This is a genomic window from Pantoea phyllosphaerae, from assembly GCF_051025595.1.
In the GTDB taxonomy this organism is placed as follows: Bacteria; Pseudomonadota; Gammaproteobacteria; order Enterobacterales; family Enterobacteriaceae; genus Pantoea.
In genome coordinates, this window is sequence record NZ_JBPFDE010000002.1 from 90,632 (window position 1) to 112,169 (window position 21,538).

Sequence of the window (21,538 nt, forward strand, 5' to 3'; positions counted from 1 at the left end):
AAGGTCCCGCCTGCGGGCGGGCCCTCTGTTTTACTCTTCGTCCTGCGCCACGCGCACCACGGTTTTGCCGAAGTTTTTCCCCTCCAGCATGTCAAAAAACGCCGTCGGCGCATTCTGCAATCCGTCGATGATATGCTCGCGATAGCGAATCTCACCCTGCTCTACCCAGGGCTCCATCGCCTCCAGGAACTCGCCGTAGCGATGGCCATAGTCGTCGAAAATGATAAAGCCCTGCACGCGCAGGCGTTTCTTGAGAATGTCGCCCATCAGCAGCGACAGGCGATCCGGGCCGTCCGGCAGCCCGGTCGCGCTGTAGCCGGAGACCAGCCCGCAGACCGGAATACGCGCTTTGGTATTCAGCAGCGGCAGCACCGCGTCGAACACCTTGCCGCCGACGTTTTCATAATAGATGTCGATGCCGTCCGGGCAGGCTTTTTCCAGCTGTGCCGCCAGATCGTCCTGATGATGATCCAGACAGAGATCGAACCCCAGCACCTCAACCGCATGGCGACACTTCTCTTCGCCGCCGGCGATGCCAACGACGCGACAGCCCTTCTTCTTGCCGATCTGCCCCACCGTTGCGCCCACCGGCCCGGTCGCCGCCGCCACCACCAGCGTTTCGCCAGGCTGCGGTTCGCCGATATCCAGCAGGCCCATATAGGCGGTAAAGCCCGGCATCCCCAGCACGCCCAGCGCCCAGGAAGGATTAGCGAGGTCGTTACCCAGCTTTTTCACCGCAGAGGCGGGAGCGACCGAATAGGCCTGCCAGCCGCCGCTCGACAATACCCAGTCGCCCGGCTGGAAATCGCCATGGCGCGATTCCACTACGCGGCTCACCGTGCCGCCGACCATCACGTCGCCCAGCTTCACCGGTTCGGCATAGGATTTAGCGTCGCTCATCCGGCCGCGCATATAGGGATCGAGCGACAGGTAGATGGTGCGCAGCAGCAGATCGCCCTCTTCCAGCGCGGGCAGGGGGATTTCGCCGAATTCGAAGTTCTCCTGAACCGGTTTACCGTGCGGGCGCGAGGCCAGTTTCCAGCCGTGATTTTGCGGTTTCGCCATCATTTCCTCCGTTGGTTAAAGCTTTAATGCTCCCATTGAGGCTAACAGAGGATGAGAAACTTGCCTGGCAGGAATGGCTCTGGCTGGGCTGGAAACTAATCAGCTGGCGGCAAACAACCGCTAATTTGTTGATTTTCATCAATTGTGCTTCACAGGGAATGTGACGAAGTTGGCAGAAACGAGGAGCGGTTAAGCGAGAAGGTAATGGGAATTTTGTTAAGCAAGGATGTGAAAATGACACAGCGAATGATTTTGAATGAGACCGCTTTTTTTGGCGCAGGCGCCATCCGTAACCTGCCGGATGAGGTTCGACGGCGCGGCCTGACAAAGGCGCTCATCGTCACCGATAAAGCGCTGGTCGCCGCTGGCGCCGTTAAGCGCGTTACCGACCTGATGGAGGCAAATCAGCTTCCCTGGGCGCTCTACGACGAGGTGGTGCCGAACCCCACCATCGCCGTGGTGCAGCGCGGCGTTGAGGTATTTAAGCGGGCTGAGGCGGACTATCTTATCGCCATCGGCGGCGGCTCGCCGCAGGATACCAGCAAAGCGATCGGCATTATCATCAACAACCCCGAGTTCGCGGACGTGCGCAGCCTGGAGGGCTTCGCACCGACGCGTCATCCCTGCGTGACGCTGATCGCCATCCCCACCACCTCAGGCACCGCGGCGGAAGTCACTATTAACTATGTGATTACCGACGAAGAGAAACGCCGTAAATTCGTCTGCATCGATCCGCACGATATTCCAAAGGTGGCGATCATCGACGCAGAGATGATGGCCAGCATGCCGCCGGCGCTGAAAGCCGCAACCGGGATCGATGCGCTGACGCACGCCATTGAAGGCTATATTACGCGCGGCGCCTGGCAGCTGACCGATATGCTGCATCTCAACGCCATTGAGATCATCAGCCAGTCGCTGCGCGGTTCCGTGAAAGGCGATATGCAGGCGGTCGAGCAGATGGCGCTGGGTCAATATGTGGCTGGTATGGGCTTCTCCAACGTCGGGCTTGGCCTGGTGCACGGTATGGCGCACCCGCTGGGCGCGTTTTATAACGTGCCGCACGGCGTCGCCAATGCGATCCTGCTGCCTGGGGTAATGGCGTGGAATGCGGACTACACCGGCGAGAAATATCGCCATATCGCGCGCGCGATGGGGGTAACAGGGGTGGATACGCTGCCGCTGGCGCAGGCGCGTCAGGCGGCCGTCGAAGCGGTCAAACAGCTCTGCCGCGACGTGGGCATCCCGGCTTCGCTGCGCGACGTCGGTCTGAATCCAGATGATGTGCCGGCGCTGGCCCAGGCCGCGCTGGACGATGTCTGCACCGGCGGCAATCCGCGCGAAGCCACGCTGGAAGATATCAAAACGCTCTATCTGCAAAGTTAAGCCTTTGTGCCGCCTTTCGGGGCGGCCTTCCCCTCTCTTTTTTCTGCTTCCAGCGCACCTCACAGTAATCCGCCAAATAACCCGCTTCAATTGTTTATTTAGTGACCTGTTTGCGTGGTGTTTATTCAGAGACTACAAGCGGAGCCGCGCGACTGCTATTCTAGCCGCCCTGGCATGATGATTGACGAGGGGAAAACATGAAACGTATCGCCATTGAGATGGATGAAGTCATTATCGACTTGAACCACAAATTTAGCCCTGACGCCGCCTCTTCTGAGGCTCAAACAGGTTCACTGGACGCAGCAAAACCACAACAGTCGCGCCCGGCGCTGTTTCAGGAGATTGAAGAGCTGATCGGCGAGGAGAGTTTTTACGCCGGACTGCCAGCTTTAGCGGATGCGCAGCGCGTCATTGAGCGCCTGGCACAGGAATATGAAATCTTTATCACTACGGCGGCGGTAGAGTTTCCACGCTCGCTGACGGCAAAACTGGAATGGCTGAAAGCCAATTTTCCGTTTATCAGCCCGATGAATATTATCTGCTGCAGCAGCAAGGGCATTCTCAATGCAGACTATTTGATCGACGCCAATCCACAGAACTTTGCGCAGTTTACTGGCGAAGGCATATTATTCAGCACGGCGCAAAACCAGCAGGAAACCGGTTACGATCGCGTCGAAAGCTGGCGCGACATTGAACAGCGCTTCCTCTGATTACAACAGGCTTCGCCACGCGTCTCTGCGCGTGCAGCCCTCGCGCCAGAAGGACCCGGCGCGTTTTCCCTGCCCAATTTCAGCCTGAAATCGCTGGCAACCACCCCATCGCCGCAGCCAAATCAATTTCTTTAATTTCCGCGGCTGCTTTTCACTTGATCTGGATCACGATTTTCCGCATAGTGCGCAGCAAAACCACTATAACGATGCGGAGTATTAATGAGCCTCTATCAACATATGCTGGTGTTCTATGCGGTGATGGCTTCAATCGCCACGTTAATCACCTTTTTTATCGCAAAGGATAAGCTGACGATTCGCGCGTTAAGCGCCTTTCTGGTCGGCGCCACCTGGCCAATGAGCTTTCCCGTCGCCCTGATGTTTGCCCTGTTCTGAGCCTGAATGCCCTGCAAGCCGCCTGGCGGCTTCAGCCTGATTTTTCGACCTTTTCCTGCCGCCCGCTACACTTAGCAGTACGCCTCTGGTCACGCTGCTGACCAACGACGTTTGTTTGCTTACTTCATCTCATCACAAGGAGCGGATATGCGTTTTGTTGCCTTTGCCCTGTTTATTACTCTGCTTAGCGCCTGTCAGTCAGGCCCCGTGGCGCCGGAAAAGCCCGTACCTTCCGCTGAAACGCGACAGCAAACCTGCCAGCCAGGCACCACCGCCAGCCAGAACGACTGCGGACATTTTCCTGAACCAGAATTTCATTAAGCAGAGAAAGCGGATGCAGCGCTGAGCCTGTACTGAAAGATTATCTGAGAAGAGGGATATCGCGTCAGTCAGCGCAGTGACTGACGCGAACGGAGCTTACGAGCGAGGTTTATCCGAGCTGAGCTGATTCGCTTCGCCCAGCGTTGAGCCAAGCTCTGCGCCGGTGGTCGGGTTCAGGCTGGGATCGGAGGCGGTGCGGCTGGCCATATTAGCGAGATCGGTCGCCTGATCGGACGGCAGGGTCACTGAAGCGCTACCGTCGCCGCCGTCAACGGCCGGCGCCGGATCGGCTACGAACTCGAAGTTCTCATCAGCATTCCAGCTACCGCGCATATCACCTTCGCCCGCTGACATGTTGTAGTAGACGTTGGCATACTGCTCAATCGGCGGCAGCTTACCCGGTGGGAAATTGTTGCGAATCGAGTAGAGCGCTTTTTCAAACGAGATCTGGTGCGCGACTTCACGCGTCATCAAAAAGCCCAGCGCATCTTTTACGCCGACGTCATCGGTCATATTGATCAGACGCTCATAGAGGATTTTTGCCCGCGCTTCGGCGGCGATGTTGGAACGCAGGTCAGCGGTTACTTCGCCGATGGTATCGACATAGGCCGCCGTCCAGGGTACGCCAGCAGAGTTAGTCAGCGGCGGCCCCCCGCCATAAAGCAGCGAGGTCAAATGGCTGTCGTTACCGGCACCGGTAATATTGCGATAAATCTCGCCCTCTTCCTCAGTGCCTTCCGCCAGCTGACCTTTCGCACCCTTGTTGAGCATGCCCACCAGCGAGCCGATGATTTCAAGGTGACTCAACTCTTCCGTAGCGATATCCATCAGCATATCTTTACGGCCCGGGTCATCATCGCCCAGACCCTGGGTGAAGTAGCGACATGCCGCAGCGAGTTCGCCCTGCGGACCGCCAAACTGCTCAAGCAACAGGTTAGCCAGTCCCGGATTGGGCTTTTCAACACGGACCGTATACTGCAGTTTCTTAACGTGTCTGAACATTGCTCATTCCTTTCCAGTGGGATGATTGGCCCTCTGAGAAGAGGGCCTGGCTGTGGCGTTATTATTTTTTTGCTTCAACGCCTTCAGCTGCGTCACGCGTCATGAACTGCTGGGTCACATCCGGCAGATGCGTCAGGCACCATTCCGCCATCGCGATCTCTTGCTCACGAATTTGTTCGAAAATACGCGCGCCTTCGTGGTCGCCCACCAGCTCTGCCGCCGCGATTAGCGAGGTGTAGTTGGCGATTTCAAACTGCTCAAAGACATAACCGCTGATCGCCCCTTTCACCACTTCGTCGTCGGCCAGCATGCCGCCCATTGCCTGCCCCATCGCGGAGAGTTTGCCCATCGCGTCTTTGAAGGCGGAGTTCGACGTATCGTTACGGTCGATAACGGACTGTAATAACGTCTGCTGCTGGCGCGTTTCTTCGATATGCTGCTGAATACGCGCTTTTAAATCAGGATAGTGTTCGAGACGAGACGCCATTTTTTCCAGCATGCTTTCCGCCTGCTTTTCCATAGCATGCGCATCTTTCAGCCAGGCCAGATAATTCTCTTCATGTGACATGATTCACCTCTTTAAAATGTGAGTACGGCAAATACAGATTTCATCGCATCGGATAATTAGCTGGTTTTCTCAGCAATCACATTTAGTTTTTCATCCGTGGCTTTTTCTTCCTGCAGGGTTTCGGCCAGTAATTTTGCCGCCTCGTCAAATCCCAGGCGTTTCGCCATTGCCGCCAGCGTGCCGTAGGTAGCAATTTCATAGTGTTCGACTTTCTGGGCAGCGCCAATCAGGCCTGCGTCGCGCACCGGACCCGCTTCAACAGAGTCGATAATCTCCTGGGCCTCTTCCACTAAGCCTTCCAGCGCATGGCATTTCATACGGCGGATGCGCAGTTCTTCTGTTTTTTCAACAATTTGGTCCAGACGTTCAATTTGTCCGCGCGTCTCTTCAAGGTGCGCTTCAAACGCCGCTTTTAGCGAGGCGTCTGTTGCGGCGCGCGCCATTTTCGGCAGTGCGCGCGTAATTTGCTTTTCTGCGCTGTAGACATCAGAAAGGTCATGAATAAAGAGATCCACCAGTGTTTTAATCGCCATTACAGGTTCCTCTTATCAAATCAGATGATTGCTTTCCTGGCCAGGACGCTACAGAAATTAATAATAGTTGCTAAGCACAATTGCGCAAATTTAATAAAAGCGAAGCGCTGGAGGGAATTAGGTTGTTTATTAAGGAATAATCTTATTTCTGCTGACCCTGCCGCTTCAGTTAAATAGCGCAGAAAAGCGCAATGCTATTTAAATAGCACATCTGGATTATCGTCTCGCTTATTTACCACGCCTGTCATCTTTCCGACAAAAATAAGCTTGCGCTTTTATTGCCGCCAGTCTGTTATCGCAGGATGCTATATATCGCGCCCCTGACGGGTCGGCTTTACAGCGGCGGCGGTAGCCTTTAGAGTAGCGTGCAGACACCGGGCTCTCTTCTTCCTGGTGCGTAAGCGTTAACGTCAACCAACGCACCACAGCGGCTTTGCCGCACTTTGTGATGCGGATCTTATGACCTTTCGACAGGCTTATGCGCAACGCGCTTCTCGCGTTACCCACTCTGGTTTTTTCCTGCTGGTGTTGCTGTTGACCGCCGCGAACCTGCGCGCGCCCATCACCGCCGTCGGTCCGGTGCTGGAAAACATACGGCACGCGTTCGGCCTGAGCGCCGCCGCTGCAGGCTTCTTTAATTTTATTCCGCTGATGCTGTTCGCCGCGCTGGCACCGATTGCCGCCGTGCTGGGTAATCGCTTTGGGCTGGAGCGCAGCCTCTGGGCGGCGCTGCTGCTGATAACGCTGGGATCGATGGTTCGCTGGCTGCCGCTGGAGGCGGCGCTCTGGAGCGGGACGGTGCTGCTGAGCGCCGGCATCGCCGCCGCCAACGTGCTGCTGCCGCCGCTTATCAAACGCGACTTTACACAGCACACGGCGAAATATATCGGGCTTTATGCCGCCACCATGTCGCTGACCGCCAGCCTGGCGTCAGGGATCGCTGTGCCGCTCGCCGCGCTCTCCGACGCGGACTGGCGCCTGTCGCTCGGCGTCTGGGCGGTGCCCGGCCTTGTGGCGCTGCTCGCCTGGCTGCCGCTGCTGGCACCGCGCTCAGCAGGATCGTCAGGCGTCACCTCCTCTCCCGCTCCACACGGCGCTACGCCCTGGCGGTCGGCTATCGGCTGGCAGGTTTCGCTGTTTATGGCGCTGCAGTCGCTGGCGTTTTACACCCTGATCGACTGGTTTACGCCTTATGCGCAGAATAAAGGCTACAGCCAGGCGGAAGCGGGCTGGCTGCTGTTTCTCTACCAGGCGATCGCGATTATCGCCAACCTCGGATGTATGGTGGCGTTAAAGCGGCTGCGCGACGCGCGCCTTACGGCTTTTACCGCCTCTGCCGCCATTTTCTGCGGCGTGTTGGGGTTACTGCTGCTGCCGCGTCTGGCGGCGCTGTGGTTAATCATCGCTGGGCTGGGTGCGGGGGCCTCAATGGTGCTTTGCCTGTCGCTTTTTAACCTGCGCGCGCGCGATCATCGTCAGGCGTCGCAGCTTTCCGGCATGGCGCAGTGCGTAGGCTATGCGCTGGCGGCGCTCGGCCCGCTCTTTTTCGGCATGTTACACCAGCGGAGCGGCGACTGGACGCTGCCGCTGGCCCTGCTGGCGCTGCTGAGCTTTGCGCAAATGCTGCTCGCACCGCTGGCCGGTAGCGCCAGGCAGATGAGGTGAGCGTTTACCCTTCCTCCTCTGGCGGCAGTTCATAATGCACCGCCAGCCAGAGGGTCGGTTCGTCGCTGCTGGTCCAGTTCACCCGGTGGCGCGTCCGCGCAGGCAGATTGATAAAATCGCCCGCGCGCAGCACCCGCTCTTGCGCTTCATCCTCCAGCTGCAATCCCGCCGCGCCCTGCACCACCAGCACCCACTCTCCCTGTGGCTGGCTGTACCAAAAGCCTGGCGGGCTCGCCTGGCCGGTAGAGACAATGCGCTCGATGCACAGACCGGGTCGGCGTAATAACGCCTCAAACGTCTCTTGCTCGCCACGCTCGGCGGCTTGCGGTATAGCGTCAAACAGGCTGGTTATCATGATGTCCTCGGGATTGCGGTGCGGCGTTCACATAATTTGCACAGGCTGCATTGATTCAGCGGCGACTCGCGTTCATTATCCGGCGCCAGACGCCTCAGAAAAGGAGATTCACGCATGACCGAACTCAGCAATACGCTACTGGAAGAGATTCTGGAGCAGGTGCGCCCCCTTACCTCGCGCGGCAGCGTCGCCAGCTATATTCCCGCGCTGGCCGAAGCGCCTGCGCACGCGCTCGGCATCGCCGTGGCTACGCCTGACGGTCAGTGCTGGCAGGCGGGCGACGCGCTGGAGCGCTTTTCGATCCAGTCCATCTCTAAAGTATTGTCATTAACCGTCGCGCTCACCCGCTATTCCGACGATGAAATCTGGCAGCGCGTCGGCAAAGAGCCTTCCGGCCAGCCGTTTAACTCGCTGGTGCAGCTGGAGCTGGAGCACGGCAAGCCGCGCAACCCCTTTATCAACGCCGGAGCGCTGGTGATTTGCGATATGCTGGAATCGCGCCTGACCGCGCCGCGCCAGCGTATGCTGGAGGTTGTGCGCCAGCTAAGCGGCCAGCCCGATATCAACTACGATCGTCACGTCGCGCGCTCAGAGTATGAGCACTCGGCGCGCAACGCCGCCATCGCCTGGCTGATGAAGTCGTTCGGCAATTTTCATAACGACGTCAGCAAGGTTATGCAGACCTATTTCCACTACTGCTCGCTCTCGATGAACTGCGTGGAGCTGGCGCGCAGCTTTGTTTATCTGGCGAACCAGGGCAAAACCGCGAATGGCGCGCAGATGATTACCCCGCGCCAGGCGAGACAGATTAATGCGCTGATGATCACCAGCGGCATGTATGACGGCGCGGGCGAGTTCGCATGGCGCGTCGGCATGCCGGCGAAGTCGGGCGTCGGCGGCGGCATTATCGCTGTTATTCCCAACAAAATGAGCATTGCGGTCTGGTCGCCGGGTCTGGACGCCATCGGCAATTCGCTGGCGGGCACCGCCGCGCTGGAGTTGCTTAGCGATCGCCTTGGCAGCTCAGTTTTCTAGCACGCGCGCGGCGGACGTCAGGTTGTACACCTGTAACCTGAGAATTTTTACAGAATTCGCCCCGTTCAATTCCGTAACGGGGTAAAATAGCGCCCGATGTTTACCAGCCAGTGATGTTTTCATGACCTTTTTCACCCCTTTGCAACAGCGACTCAGCGCCTGCCTGGCTATACTGGCGGTGCTGCTGCTGTTTGTCGCGCCCGTGGTGTCTAAGGATCTGATGGCGCGCCACAACGGCGCGATGCCCGCCACGGTGATGATGCCGCACAGTGCCGACGCCATGCCGATGATGCACCCTATGGACGACGCCATGATGCCTTCCGGCCATATGATGTCGGGCGAAGAGGGCGTCGCCTGCGGCTACTGCGAACTGCTGGTGCATGTGCCGCTGATGATCTGGGCGGCGGTTCCCCTTCTCTGGCTGATGCTGCTGATCGCACGCGCGCCTCCCCCGACGCCGCGCGCGAACCCGCCGCTGTGCCAACGCGAACGCCGCGTCTACCGGCCTCGCGCCCCGCCCTCCCGCTGCGCTTTTTAATCAGCATGCCTGCCTTTCCGCCGCGTAAAGCAACGGAAGCGGGTTCGTCTTTAACTGAATAAAAATGGATGTGCTATGTCATCACTTCGGGAAACGGCGCCGCCGCGCGGCTCGTTATTCAATTTGCTGCGCCGCCTGCACTTTTACATCGGGCTCTTTATCGCGCCTTTTATTTTTATCGCGGCGCTGACCGGCACGCTGTACGTGCTGACGCCGCAGATTGAGCATGTTCTTTATGCCTCTGCGCTGACCGCCGAGCCGCAGGGAACGGCGCAGCCGCTGTCGGCACAGGTCGCCGCGGCGCGACACCATGCTGGTGAAGCGGCGCCTGTCTATGCGGTGCGCCCGGCGCCTGGCGCAGAGGAAACCACGCGCGTGCAGTTCAGCCAGAGCGACCTTGGGCCGTCAGAATCGCGCTCGGTGTTTATCGATCCCTACACCTTGCAGGTTAAGGGTGATATGACGGTTTACGGCACCAGCGGCGTATTGCCGCTGCGCATGTGGCTGGATCAGCTGCATCGCGGCCTGCTGCTGGGCGACGTCGGCCGCCTCTACAGCGAGCTGGCCGCCTCCTGGCTGTGGGTCGCCGCGCTCGGCGGTCTGGTGCTGTGGCTCGGCACGCGACCGCGCAGAAAGATGAAAAAGCCTGCTTCCGGCTTCGCCTTCGCCCGCCACTGGCACATCACGCTTGGCCTGGTGCTGTCGCTGGGTCTGATCTTCTTCTCGATCACTGGCCTCACCTGGTCGCAGTGGGCGGGCGGCAATATTGATAAAATTCGCAGCGAACTGGGCTGGATGACGCCGCAGGTGCGCACCGCCCTGGACGCCAGCGCGCCTGCTGCCAGCGCCGATCCTCATGCCGACCATCACGCTATGCCGCAGATGGACGGCATGAATATGAGCGGCATGGCGATGCCTGCGACGCCGGCCAGAGCGGTCAACGCGCCGGACGCCGACTGGGACAGCGTGCTCAACGCCGCGCGCCGCGGCGGCATCCGCGCTGCGAAACTGGAGCTGCGCCAGCCGAAAGCAGCGGGCCAGGCCTGGACGGTAAGCGAGATCGACCGCAGCTGGCCAAGCCAGGTTGACGCCGTTTCGGTAGATCCCGCCACGTTCGCCATCGTCGACCGCGTGGAATTCGCGCATTTTCCGCTGGTGGCGAAGCTGACGCGCTGGGGCGTCGACGCCCATATGGGCGTGCTCTTCGGCTGGCCAAATCAGCTGCTGCTGGCCCTGTTCGGCTTTGGCCTGTGCGCCAGTATCGTGCTCGGCTACCGCATGTGGTGGATCCGTCGCCCGGCGCTGCCCGCACAAAATCCGGCACAGACGCTTCTTGTCGCCTGGCTGGCGATGCCGCGCTACGCCCAGGCCACCTCGCTGATTGTCGCCCTGGCGCTGGGCTGGGCGCTGCCGGTCATGGGAGGCAGCCTGCTCCTGTTTGTCGCGATCGATCTGCTGCGCTGGCGCAAGGCGCAGCGCGCCGCGATGCCGCAGCCGGAGACGCCGCTTGAGCAGCAGTCGCCGCTGGGCATCGTGCGCGGCCGTTTTGCTACAAAGCAGAAAGAGATGCGTTATTTCCTGCGCAGCGTGGTGATCCTGTGGCTGATTGTCGGCACGGTGATGGGCAAAGCCATTATCAGCGGCGTTATCGAACAGTATCAGATCGCCTTTAGCGACTGGTCGCTGATGATGTACGTGACCCAGGCGTTGATGGTGCTGCTCTATACCTCAGTTTTCACCGGCCTGATGTCGATTCCCCTGTGGTATTTCTTCCTGGGCGAGAGTAGCGAAGAGGAACATAAAAACCGTTAAGAAGAAAAACATCACGACAGTTTCTGGTGATAAAGCTCGCCGCGCTTAACTGCAAACCAGAGAGCGCACTGTCGATCCAGCCTCGTGAAGGGTGAAAAGCGCCTTTACCCTGCTGAACTCACTTTCTGGCCCGCCATCAGGCGGGCTTTTTTTGTCCTGACGGGCGTCACCAGGGTCCGTTAACCTGTCACCATGTTTTCCTCATCCCTGCTAATCCGGGAGGCCATATTAGCGATGCGAGCAGCAGGCTGATAAAAATTAGGTCTAATATCGCTGGCTAAAAAACCTTGCGAAACGATGAGAATAAAAAAATTGACCTGTATCAACAGGATTGCCCGACAATCGAACGCTGTTGATTCTCCGTTTTACCTCTACTCAGCATAATTCCTGTGTGAGTTATGCCTCGTCATAACAAGTGAAGATATTTAATCGGGATTCGATTACGCCCTACGCTTAGGGCGCTTTTTCATTTGTTCAAAACAGGTAGCCAAACCCAACCGGGCATAATGTAACTATTTAAAGGGATATTTTATAATTCTGTTTTTAGCAAAGCTAAATATAGAATAACCGTCATTAATTATCGGGCAGGGCTTTCCATTCAGGCGCGCAAACCTGAAAACCCCGGCACCCACTTCGTACAAACAGGGCTTCCGTCAAAATAACTCCGCCCATTATCCTCAGCGATGAGTGCGCTTCACTATGCGTAAGGCGTTTCCAGGATGTGAATAAAGGCGCTCAGCTGTCTCGTCGATGCGGCCGTGGGCTTATTCAAAAAAGTTGAACTCTTTCAGCAAATCCCCCTCCTTTTCATCTTTCCCTGTCGGTTTATCATCGCTGCATAAGCTCATAACGGGAGAAGATAATGAATGTTGTGCGTGCCCATCGCGGCCAGCTCTTCGAATATGGTCCCTTTACCATTCGCCGTCTGCGCCCGGGCGAACGCTTCGGGCCGCTGGCGATTGTCGATATGACGACGCTGAAACTCGGCGCGCGCATTCCGATGCATGAGCATGTGAACGACGACATCCTCAGCTACGTCTGGCGCGGCTCGGTGCAGCATACCGACCCGCAGGGCGAACGCATGCCGCTGTCGGCGAAGCGCGTGATGGTGGTGAATGCGGGCGAGGGGCTGCGGCACGAAGAGTCCGCGCCGCTGATTGAAGCCGAAGTGCTGCAGGCGTTTATCCGTCCGGCACGCGCCGGGGGCGAAGCGAAAACCCAGCTGCTGGAGCGCGCTGACGGCGTCGCCCACAACGCCTGGACCTGGCTGGCGGGACCGGAAGGCAGCGGCGCGCCGTTGACGCTGCGTCAGGCGGTGCATATTTATGACGTGCGGCTGGATCGCGGCAACAGGCTGGAGGTGCCCGCTATTCCCGGCTTCGCGCCCTGGCTGGCGGTGCTGGATGGCGTGGTGAATCTGGAGGGGCAGCGCCTGCATAAAGGCGATGTGGCTGGGGATACCGAAGCGTTGCCAGCCGTCACCGCCGAGCGCGACGCCACCCTGATCTGCTTTCTGGTGGATGCGGATGCCACCGGCGTGATGAGCGGAACCATCAGCGGCAGTTAGAACAAGGGAAGGTGAAAACCTTCCCTTCTCTTTACCCGTGGTGACGCGCACGCTGGAGCGTATGCCGGAACTGGCGTACCTGTTCACGTGACCAGCAGCGTTCTTTGAAAGCGACATTTTCTACCGGCTCGGGCAGCGGCACCCCGTCCAGCGATCCGCGATTGCAGTAGGCGCGCACCAGTCTCAGCGGGGAGACGCCCAGGTAGCGCGCGAATTCAGACAGGGTCATTAACTCACTTTTCATATACGTCTCCTTTTGCTAATGGTTATCTGCATCTTCCAATCGTTTCACCGCACGTTGTTTGATCTTACGCATTGAAGAAGTGATTAAGTTTTGAGCTAAGCGTAAAATTCACCTTTTATTGACTGGCGAAGCGGCAAATTTTCACCCAGGCTTGAGGCTCTCTCTTCTGCATGCGAGGCTGCGTGAAACCCTACTCCCTGCTGCTTATCTGCCTGCTTGTTCCCGGCCTGGCCGCCGCGCACAGCCTGGAAACGGGCAAAGCCCTTCCGCCCGTCTTTATCGCCAATGAGGGCGAACTGGTGATGCAGCATGAGATGCTGGGCTATCAGCGCTGGAGCAGCCAGTCGCTGACCGGCAAAGTTCGACTGGTGCTCCACGTTGCCGGACGGCTTTCAGCCAAAGAGCAAAATGCGCCGCTCATTGCCGCCATTCAACAGGCGAACTTTCCGCGCGGCCGCTTTCAGACCACTACCATCGTCAATACGGACGACGCGATCCCCGGCAGCGCGATTTTCGTTGAGCGCAGCATTAAATCGAGCAAGCGCGACGCGCCCTGGCAGCATTTTGTTATCGACAGCAGCGGCGTGGCGCGGAACAGCTGGCAGCTGACGCCGCACGGCTCTACGGTTATTCTGATGGACGCGCAGGGTGTGGTTCGCTTTGCGAAAGATGGGGCGCTAAGCCCGCAGGAGGTGAAGCAGGCTGTCGCTCTGCTTAATCAGATGCTTTCCGGGTCGCCTGCGCTATCTGACGCCGCACTGAGTTCGTGAATAAAAATTTTTATTTTATTGCTACTTATCTCTCTTTCCCCCGTCAGAGTGGCAATTCTCGTCTACGCTTAATTGCACCGCCGCGTCAAAACAAAACAATAACGTTCAGTTTACAGCGGCATGAAAAACAACAGGCTTCGCCTTTTTAAGATGGCTTCTTCTGTGCCACTTAGTTCATTTGCAATTACGACAGGCCGACGCTCACCTGCAAGTAAGGACTGCCATCATGACCATTTTTGCTGAAAGAGATCCTACCCTCGTTTACAGCGATCCCCTGATGTTACTCGCGCATATTGAACAGCGCCTTGATCGACTGCTGCCGGTAGAAAGCGAACGCGACTGCGTGGGGCTTGCGATGCGCGAAGGGGCGCTGGCGCCGGGCAAACGCATCCGACCGGTGCTGCTGATGCTGGCCGCGCACGACCTGGGCTATCGCGACGAACTCAGCGGCCTGCTCGATTTCGCCTGCGCCGTGGAGATGGTGCATGCCGCCTCGCTGATACTCGACGATATTCCCTGCATGGACGATGCCGAACTGCGGCGCGGCCGCCCCACTATCCATCGCCAGTTTGGCGAGCCGGTGGCGATTCTGGCGGCGGTCGCCTTGCTGAGCCGCGCCTTTGGCGTTATCGCGATGGCGGACGGCATCAGCAGTCAGGCGAAAACCCAGGCGGTGGCGGAGCTTTCCCATTCCGTCGGCATTCAGGGGCTGGTGCAGGGACAATTTCTCGATCTGACCGAAGGCGGCCAGCCGCGCAGCGCCGACGCGATTCAGCTCACGAATCATTTTAAAACCAGCGCGCTGTTCAGCGCGGCGATGCAGATGGCCTCGATCGTCGCTGGCGCGCCGCTGGCGTCGCGTGAAAAACTGCACCATTTTGCGCGCGATCTCGGTCAGGCTTTCCAGCTGCTGGACGACCTCACGGACGGTCAGAGCGACACCGGAAAAGATGCCAATCAGGACGTGGGGAAATCGACGCTGGTTAATATGCTGGGCAGCAAAGTGGTAGAGAAGCGGCTGCGCGATCATCTGCGCCGCGCCGATCGCCACCTGGCTTCCGCCTGCGACAGCGGCTATGCCACCCGACACTTCGTGCAGGCCTGGTTCGATAAAAAACTCGCTATGGTCGGCTGACCGCGCGTTTCCCGTCTGAGTATATGGAGCAGCAATGAAGGACACGGACCTGACGAAACGCAAAAACGATCACCTGGACATTGTTCTGCGTACCACCACGCCTGCGTCGGGCAGCTTTGCCCGCTGGCAATTCACGCACTGCGCGCTGCCGGAGCTGCACCTGGATCAGATCGATCTGCGCACGCGGCTGTTTAATCGCCCTATGCGGGCGCCTTTTCTGATCAGCTCAATGACCGGCGGCGCGGCACGCGCCCTCTCGATTAATCACCATCTCGCCGAAGCGGCGCAGGCGCTTGGCCTGGCGCTGGGCGTCGGTTCACAGCGCGTGGCGCTGGAAAGCGACAGCAATTTCGGCCTCACGCGCGACCTGCGCCGTATCGCCCCGGATATTCCGCTGCTGGCAAACCTGGGCGCCGCGCAGATCCTGGGCGAGCAGGGGCGCAGGCTGGCGCAGCGCGCGGTAAGCATGATTGAGGCGGATGCGCTGATCGTCCATCTTAATCCCCTGCAGGAAGCGCTGCAGCGCGGCGGCGATCGCGACTGGCGCGGCGTGCTGCAGGCGATTGCGCAGCTGGTGACAACGCTGGAAGTGCCCGTCATCGTGAAAGAGGTCGGCGCTGGCATCTCACCTGAGGTTGCACAGCGGCTTGCCGAGGCGGGCGTCAGCATGATCGACATCGCAGGCGCAGGCGGCACCAGCTGGGCGGCGGTAGAAGGCGAGCGCGCCAGCACGCCGCAGCAGCGCGCGGTGGCGATGGCCTTCGCCGACTGGGGCATTCCCACTGATGAAGCGTTGCGCGCCGTGCGCCACAGACTGCCCGCCATGCCGCTTATCGCCTCCGGTGGCATTCGCGACGGCATCGATGCGGCGAAAGCGCTGCGGCTGGGCGCGGATGTGGTCGGCCAGGCGGCGGCGGTGCTGAGCAGCGCCCTGCACTCCGCCGACGCGGTAGTGGCGCACTTTGAGACGCTGATCGAACAGCTGCGCGTCGCCTGCTTCTGCACCGGCAGCGCCAACCTGCGCCAGCTGCGCCTCGCGCCGCTGACGCGCGTGGGAGAGCCAGAATGAGCCATTTCGCGGTTATTGCCCCGCCCTTTTACAGCCACGTACGCGCGCTTCAGGCGCTGGCGCAAAACTTAATTGCGCGCGGCCATCGCATTACCTTTATTCAGCAGGCGGAGGTGGCCGCGCTGCTCAGCGATGCGGCCGTCGGCTTTCACGCCATCGGCCTGGGGTCGCATCCTGTCGGCACGCTCGATCGTACGCTGCAGCTGGCGGCCCATCCTGGCGGATTAGGCATTCTGCGCCTGATCCGCGATATGGCCAGCAGCACCGATATGCTGTGCCGGGAGCTGCCGGCTGCGCTGCGGGCGCTGGCGGTAGACGGCGTGATTGTCGATCAGATGGCCCCGGCGGGCGGGCTGGTGGCGGAGGCGTTGCAATTGCCTTTCGTTTCGGTCGCCTGCGCGCTGCCCGTGAACCGCGAAGCGCATTTCCCTTTGCCGGTCATGCCCTTTTTGTGGGGCACCAGCAGCGCCGCGCGCGAGCGCTTCGCCTCCAGCGAAAAAATCTACGACTGGCTGATGCGCAGTCACGATCGCGTGCTGGCGCAGCATGCCAGCGCCTTTGGCCTCCCGGACCGCCATCAGCCGCATCAGTGCCTGTCGCCGCTGGCGCAAATCAGCCAGCTGCCGCACGCCCTGGACTTTCCGCGCTGCGCCCTGCCCGCGCATTTCCACGCTACCGGCCCGCTGCGCGAACCGGCGACTTCCACAGCCGCGCCGCTGTTCAGCGATGGCGACCAGCCGCGCGTTTTCGCCTCACTCGGCACCTTGCAGGGCGGCCGCTATGGGCTGTTCAAAACCCTGGCGAAAGCCTGTCGTGAACTGCAGGCGGAGTTACTGATCGCCCACTGCGGCGGCCTGAGCGATTTCCAGGCGCGAAAACTGCTGCGCGCCGGCGCCGCTCAGGTCACCGATTTTGTCGACCAGCGCGCCGCGCTGGCGCAGGCGGACCTGGCCATTACCCACGGCGGCCTGAATACGGTGCTGGACGCGGTTGCGCAAAGCACGCCGCTGCTGGTAATCCCCCTGGCATTCGATCAGCCCGGCATCGCCGCGCGGCTGGCGTACCACGGCCTGGGGAGCCGCGCGTCGCGCTTCTCCACCAGCCATCAGATTGCGCGCCGCCTGCGTCGCCTGCTGGACGATCGGGCGATTAAACAGCGCATGGCGCGCCTGCAGCCGCAGATGGAAACCTGCGGCGGCGTCGAGCGCGCAGCCGATATTACCGAGCGCGCGCTGCTGACGCGTCAGCCGGTGCGAGCGGAGAAGTGCTATGACATCGCAGTATGATCTGCTGCTGCTCGGCGCTGGCCTGGCGAACGGACTGCTGGCGCTACGGCTCAAACAGCAGCAGCCTGGGCTGCGCGTGCGGGTGCTTGAAGCCAACGCTCGCGCGGGCGGCAACCACACCTGGTGCTTCCACGAAGAGGATCTTAGCGCCTCGCAGCATCAGTGGATTGCGCCGCTGGTGGCGCACCGCTGGCCGCACTACGAAGTGCGCTTTCCACAGCTGACGCGTCAGCTTAACAGCGGCTATTTCTGCGTCACCTCCGCGCGTTTTGACGAGGTGCTGCGCGCGACGCTCGGCGACGCGCTGCGGCTCAACCAGACCATTGCCTGCAGCGGGGCTGACCACGTTCAGCTCGCCAGTGGCGAAGTGCTACGCGCCCGCGCCGTGATCGACGGCCGCGGCTATCAGCCCGACGCCGCTTTGCAGATCGGCTTCCAGACCTTTCTCGGTCAGGAGTGGACCCTGAGCCAGCCGCATCGGCTTGAGGGCCCAATTCTGATGGATGCCGCCGTCGACCAGCAGGGCGGCTATCGTTTCGTCTATACCCTGCCGCTTTCGCCGACGCGTCTGCTGATTGAGGATACTCACTATATCGACGACGCCTCGCTGGGGGCGGCGCAGGCGCGCCAGAATATATGCGACTACGCCGCTCGTCAGGGATGGCGCCTGGAGACGCTGTTGCGCGAAGAGCGCGGCGCGCTGCCGATTACCCTGGCGGGCGACTTCGAACGCTTCTGGCATCAGCGGCCGCCTAGCGTTGGCCTGCGCGCCGGGCTATTTCACCCCACCACCGGCTATTCGCTGCCGCTGGCGGTGGCGCTGGCGGATGCGCTCGCCGCGGAGGGCAATTTCTCCCCGGAAACGCTCGCGCCGCATATCCACCGCTTTGCGCAGGCGGCATGGCGGAAGCAGGGCTTCTTTCGCATGCTCAACCGCATGCTGTTTCTGGCGGCCGACGGGGATCAGCGCTGGCGCGTGATGCAGCGCTTTTACGGGCTGCCCGAGGGGCTAATCGCCCGGTTTTACGCCGGACGGCTGACGCTGGCCGACCGCGCGCGCATTCTTAGCGGCAAGCCGCCCGTTCCGGTACTGGCGGCGCTGCAGGCTATTCTCACTCACCCTTCTGGACGAAGAACATCACGATGAAGCACACCACGGTAATTGGCGCAGGATTTGGCGGACTGGCGCTGGCGATTCGCCTGCAGGCGGCTGGCGTACCTACGCGGCTGCTGGAGCAGCGCGACAAGCCGGGCGGCCGCGCTTATGTTTATCAGGACCAGGGCTTTACCTTTGATGCAGGCCCAACGGTGATTACCGATCCCTCCGCCATCGAAGAGCTGTTTGCCCTGGCGGGCAAATCAATGAGCGACTATGTCGAGCTGCTGCCGGTGGCGCCCTTCTACCGCCTCTGCTGGGAGTCGGGCGAGGTATTTAACTACGACAACGATCAGGCGCGGCTGGAAGCGGAGATCCGCAAATTTAATCCCGCCGATGTGGCGGGCTATCAGCGCTTCCTCGACTATTCGCGCGCCGTGTTCGCTGAAGGTTACCTCAAGCTCGGCACCGTGCCCTTTCTCTCGTTCCGCGATATGCTGCGCGCCGCGCCGCAGCTGGCGCGTCTGCAGGCATGGCGCAGCGTCTACAGCAAGGTCGCGAGCTTTATCGAGGATGATAAGCTGCGTCAGGCGTTCTCTTTTCATTCGCTGCTGGTCGGCGGCAATCCCTTCGCTACCTCGTCGATCTATACCCTGATCCATGCGCTGGAGCGCGAATGGGGCGTCTGGTTTCCGCGCGGCGGTACCGGCGCGCTGGTGCAGGGCATGCTGAAGCTGTTTCAGGATTTAGGCGGCACGCTGGAGCTGAATGCGCGCGTGAGCCATATCGAGGCGAAAGACGCCGCGATTTCCGCGGTGCATCTGGAGGATGGCCGGGTCTTTGAAACCCGCGCGGTCGCCTCCAACGCCGATGTGGTGCATACCTACAGTGACCTGCTCGGCAGCCATCCTGCCGCCGCCGCGCAGGGCAAAAAGCTGAAAGGCAAGCGCATGAGCAATTCGCTGTTCGTGCTCTATTTCGGCCTGAACCACCATCACGATCAGCTGGCGCACCACACCGTCTGCTTTGGCCCACGCTATCGCGAGCTGATTGATGAGATCTTCAACCGCGACGGGCTGGCGGAAGATTTTTCTCTCTATCTCCATGCGCCCTGCGTCACCGATCCTTCGCTGGCGCCGCCGGGCTGCGGCAGCTACTACGTGCTGGCGCCGGTGCCTCACCTCGGCACCGCCGATCTGGACTGGAATATTGAAGGGCCGCGCCTGCGCGATCGCATTTTCGCCTACCTGGAAGCGCACTATATGCCCGGCTTGCGCAGCCAGCTGGTGACCCACCGCATCTTTACGCCGTTCGATTTTCGCGACGAGCTTAACGCGTATCAGGGCTCCGCCTTTTCCGTCGAGCCGATTTTACGCCAGAGCGCCTGGTTCCGGCCGCATAACCGCGACAGCCATATTCGCAATCTCTATCTGGTCGGTGCCGGCACGCACCCTGGCGCGGGCATTCCCGGCGTGATCGGTTCCGCCAAGGCCACCGCAAGCCTGATGCTGGAGGACCTGCATGAATAATCCAACGCTGTTGCACCATGCAGTGGAGACAATGGAGGTGGGATCGAAGAGTTTCGCCACCGCCTCTAAGCTGTTTGACGCTAAAACGCGCCGCAGCGTATTGATGCTCTACGCCTGGTGCCGCCACTGTGATGACGTGATCGACGATCAGCAGCTTGGCTTTCCCGGCGACGTTCCCTCGGCGCAGACGCCTCAGCAGCGCCTGGCGAATCTGGAGTGCAAAACCCGCCAGGCCTACGCGGGCGTACAAATGCACGAACCGGCGTTCGCCGCCTTTCAGGAGGTGGCGCTCGGCCATGATATTTCCTCCGCTTACGCCTTCGACCATCTGGAAGGATTCGCCATGGACGTGCGCGGCGCGCGCTATGAAACGCTGCAGGATACGCTGCGCTACTGCTATCACGTCGCAGGCGTGGTCGGGTTGATGATGGCGCAGATTATGGGGGTGCGCGACGAGAGGGTGCTGGATCGCGCCTGCGATCTCGGCATCGCCTTTCAGCTGACCAATATTGCGCGCGATATCGTCGAGGATGCGCGGGTTGGCCGCTGCTATTTGCCGGAGAGCTGGCTGGAAGAAGCCGGTCTCGACCGGCTCCATTTTGCCGATCGCGCACATCGGCCAGCGCTGGCGGGGCTGGCGCGACGGCTGGTAAGCGAAGCGGAGCCCTATTACGCTTCCGCATCGGCGGGCCTGGCTGGACTGCCGCTGCGCTCCGCGTGGGCAATCGCCACGGCGAAAGAGGTCTATCGCCGTATTGGGATTAAAGTTTACGGCGCGGGCGAAACCGCCTGGGATCGCCGCCAGTCCACCAGCAAACAGGAGAAGCTCCTGCTGCTGGCGGCGGGTGCAGCCCAGGCGATCAGGTCTCGGGCGGCCGCTTCGCCGGCGCGTCCGGCCGAGCTCTGGCAGCGTCCGCGTTAGGTTGACGACCGTGGCGCTGGCGCAGCGTCGCCTGTAGTTTCGCCAGCGGCGGCGCATAGAGAAAGCCAAAGGAGACGCAGTCTTCCCGACCGCGCACCGCATGGTGTAGTCGATGCGCCATATAAAGTCGTTTGAAGTAGCCGCGACGCGGTATGTATTTAAAAGGCCAGCGCTGATGCACCAGACCGTCATGCACGATAAAATAGAGCAGGCCATAGAGCGTCATACCTGCGCCTATCCACTGTAGCGGCCAGACGCCGCGACTGCCCAGGTAGATCAAAAGAATCGCCAGCATGGCAAACACCACGGCGTACAGGTCGTTGACCTCAAACCAGCCGCTATGCGGTTCATGATGCGACCGGTGCCAGCCCCATCCCCAGCCGTGCATAATATATTTGTGCGACAGCGCGGCGGTAATCTCCATCGCCACGACGGTCAGTAATACGATTCCAGCGTTCCACAACCACAGCATATTTTCTCCCGTCAATGCATCCTGCCAGCCAGCACAGGCTGGCTATCATCTGCTGCGGCACCCCGCAG

23 protein-coding genes are annotated in these 21,538 nt (G+C 60.2%); 16 read left to right on the plus strand and 7 right to left on the minus strand.

Translation table 11 applies throughout. From position 1 onward, the window contains the following. Positions 1–30: 30 nt before the first annotated feature. Positions 31–1,065, minus strand: coding sequence for an NADPH-dependent curcumin/dihydrocurcumin reductase (curA, locus tag ACR6A7_RS03620; protein ID WP_434123425.1), 1,035 nt, complete (start codon positions 1,063–1,065; stop codon positions 31–33). Between the two features lie 234 nt (positions 1,066–1,299). Here curA and fucO point away from each other — a divergent pair, with 234 nt between their 5' ends. The 4 genes from fucO (at position 1,300) to ACR6A7_RS03640 (ending at position 3,872) form a co-directional block, all read left to right on the plus strand. Further along, complete coding sequence (gene fucO, locus ACR6A7_RS03625; protein WP_434123426.1) at positions 1,300–2,448, plus strand: lactaldehyde reductase; 1,149 nt, start codon at positions 1,300–1,302, stop codon at positions 2,446–2,448. A gap of 197 nt (positions 2,449–2,645) precedes the next feature. Continuing rightward, positions 2,646–3,158 carry a 5' nucleotidase, NT5C type gene (locus ACR6A7_RS03630; protein ID WP_434123427.1) on the plus strand — a complete coding sequence of 171 codons (513 nt, stop codon included), beginning with the start codon at positions 2,646–2,648 and terminating at the stop codon, positions 3,156–3,158. A gap of 219 nt (positions 3,159–3,377) precedes the next feature. Continuing rightward, positions 3,378–3,551 (plus strand): GhoT/OrtT family toxin, encoded by a 174-nt coding sequence (locus tag ACR6A7_RS03635; protein ID WP_065426280.1) that lies wholly within the window; start codon positions 3,378–3,380, stop codon positions 3,549–3,551. 147 nt (positions 3,552–3,698) lie between these two features. Then, a complete protein-coding gene (locus ACR6A7_RS03640) occupies positions 3,699–3,872 on the plus strand; it encodes a hypothetical protein (RefSeq protein ID WP_434123428.1) in 174 nt (57 codons plus the stop codon). A gap of 96 nt (positions 3,873–3,968) precedes the next feature. On the opposite strand, the gene ACR6A7_RS03645 is transcribed toward ACR6A7_RS03640, so the two are convergent. The 3 genes from ACR6A7_RS03645 to ACR6A7_RS03655 form a co-directional block, all read right to left on the minus strand. After that, positions 3,969–4,874 carry a manganese catalase family protein gene (locus ACR6A7_RS03645; protein WP_434123429.1) on the minus strand — a complete coding sequence of 302 codons (906 nt, stop codon included), beginning with the start codon at positions 4,872–4,874 and terminating at the stop codon, positions 3,969–3,971. Between the two features lie 61 nt (positions 4,875–4,935). Continuing rightward, a complete protein-coding gene (locus ACR6A7_RS03650) occupies positions 4,936–5,442 on the minus strand; it encodes a ferritin-like domain-containing protein (protein ID WP_434123430.1) in 507 nt (168 codons plus the stop codon). A 56-nt stretch (positions 5,443–5,498) separates the two neighbouring features. Next, entirely contained in the window at positions 5,499–5,975 is a 477-nt protein-coding gene (locus tag ACR6A7_RS03655; protein WP_434123431.1) for a YciE/YciF ferroxidase family protein, read from the minus strand. A gap of 459 nt (positions 5,976–6,434) precedes the next feature. Here ACR6A7_RS03655 and ACR6A7_RS03660 point away from each other — a divergent pair, with 459 nt between their 5' ends. Next, positions 6,435–7,640, plus strand: a complete 1,206-nt coding sequence (locus tag ACR6A7_RS03660) for a CynX/NimT family MFS transporter (protein WP_434123432.1) — start codon at positions 6,435–6,437, stop codon at positions 7,638–7,640. 4 nt (positions 7,641–7,644) lie between these two features. On the opposite strand, the gene ACR6A7_RS03665 is transcribed toward ACR6A7_RS03660, so the two are convergent. Next, on the minus strand, positions 7,645–7,995 hold the full coding sequence (locus ACR6A7_RS03665) for a cupin domain-containing protein (RefSeq protein ID WP_434123433.1): 351 nt from the start codon (positions 7,993–7,995) through the stop codon (positions 7,645–7,647). Positions 7,996–8,109: 114 nt separating this feature from the next. Between ACR6A7_RS03665 and glsB the strand changes: the two genes are divergently transcribed. The 4 genes from glsB to ACR6A7_RS03685 all read left to right on the plus strand — a co-directional run bounded on the left by glsB (position 8,110) and on the right by ACR6A7_RS03685 (position 12,947). Then, positions 8,110–9,030, plus strand: a complete 921-nt coding sequence (gene glsB / locus ACR6A7_RS03670; protein ID WP_434123434.1) for a glutaminase B — start codon at positions 8,110–8,112, stop codon at positions 9,028–9,030. Positions 9,031–9,151: 121 nt separating this feature from the next. Continuing rightward, complete coding sequence (locus ACR6A7_RS03675; protein WP_434123435.1) at positions 9,152–9,568, plus strand: DUF2946 domain-containing protein; 417 nt, start codon at positions 9,152–9,154, stop codon at positions 9,566–9,568. A 75-nt stretch (positions 9,569–9,643) separates the two neighbouring features. Further along, positions 9,644–11,380, plus strand: a complete 1,737-nt coding sequence (locus ACR6A7_RS03680) for a DUF2534 family protein (RefSeq protein ID WP_434123436.1) — start codon at positions 9,644–9,646, stop codon at positions 11,378–11,380. An 862-nt stretch (positions 11,381–12,242) separates the two neighbouring features. Continuing rightward, complete coding sequence (locus ACR6A7_RS03685) at positions 12,243–12,947, plus strand: pirin family protein (RefSeq protein ID WP_434123437.1); 705 nt, start codon at positions 12,243–12,245, stop codon at positions 12,945–12,947. 31 nt (positions 12,948–12,978) lie between these two features. On the opposite strand, the gene ACR6A7_RS03690 is transcribed toward ACR6A7_RS03685, so the two are convergent. After that, entirely contained in the window at positions 12,979–13,191 is a 213-nt protein-coding gene (locus ACR6A7_RS03690) for a hypothetical protein (RefSeq protein WP_434123438.1), read from the minus strand. 182 nt (positions 13,192–13,373) lie between these two features. On the opposite strand from ACR6A7_RS03690, the gene ACR6A7_RS03695 reads away from it, so the two are divergent. The 7 genes from ACR6A7_RS03695 to crtB all read left to right on the plus strand — a co-directional run bounded on the left by ACR6A7_RS03695 (position 13,374) and on the right by crtB (position 20,998). Then, entirely contained in the window at positions 13,374–13,961 is a 588-nt protein-coding gene (locus tag ACR6A7_RS03695) for a YtfJ family protein (protein WP_434123439.1), read from the plus strand. 277 nt (positions 13,962–14,238) lie between these two features. Continuing rightward, positions 14,239–15,096 carry a polyprenyl synthetase family protein gene (locus ACR6A7_RS03700; protein ID WP_434123800.1) on the plus strand — a complete coding sequence of 286 codons (858 nt, stop codon included), beginning with the start codon at positions 14,239–14,241 and terminating at the stop codon, positions 15,094–15,096. Positions 15,097–15,130: 34 nt separating this feature from the next. Next, a complete protein-coding gene (gene fni / locus ACR6A7_RS03705) occupies positions 15,131–16,165 on the plus strand; it encodes a type 2 isopentenyl-diphosphate Delta-isomerase (protein WP_434123440.1) in 1,035 nt (344 codons plus the stop codon). Beyond that, positions 16,162–17,451 carry a glycosyltransferase gene (locus ACR6A7_RS03710; protein WP_434123441.1) on the plus strand — a complete coding sequence of 430 codons (1,290 nt, stop codon included), beginning with the start codon at positions 16,162–16,164 and terminating at the stop codon, positions 17,449–17,451. The genes fni and ACR6A7_RS03710 overlap by 4 nt, the downstream gene beginning before the upstream one ends. Further along, a complete protein-coding gene (crtY, locus tag ACR6A7_RS03715) occupies positions 17,435–18,598 on the plus strand; it encodes a lycopene beta-cyclase CrtY (protein ID WP_434123442.1) in 1,164 nt (387 codons plus the stop codon). Before ACR6A7_RS03710 ends, crtY begins: the two co-directional genes overlap by 17 nt. Beyond that, positions 18,595–20,076: a phytoene desaturase gene (locus ACR6A7_RS03720; RefSeq protein WP_434123444.1), complete on the plus strand. Its 1,482-nt coding sequence runs from the start codon at positions 18,595–18,597 to the stop codon at positions 20,074–20,076. Before crtY ends, ACR6A7_RS03720 begins: the two co-directional genes overlap by 4 nt. After that, positions 20,069–20,998, plus strand: a complete 930-nt coding sequence (crtB, locus tag ACR6A7_RS03725) for a 15-cis-phytoene synthase CrtB (RefSeq protein WP_434123445.1) — start codon at positions 20,069–20,071, stop codon at positions 20,996–20,998. Before ACR6A7_RS03720 ends, crtB begins: the two co-directional genes overlap by 8 nt. On the opposite strand, the gene ACR6A7_RS03730 is transcribed toward crtB, so the two are convergent. Continuing rightward, positions 20,937–21,470, minus strand: a complete 534-nt coding sequence (locus ACR6A7_RS03730) for a sterol desaturase family protein (protein WP_434123446.1) — start codon at positions 21,468–21,470, stop codon at positions 20,937–20,939. The genes crtB and ACR6A7_RS03730 overlap by 62 nt on opposite strands. Positions 21,471–21,538: the final 68 nt, after the last annotated feature.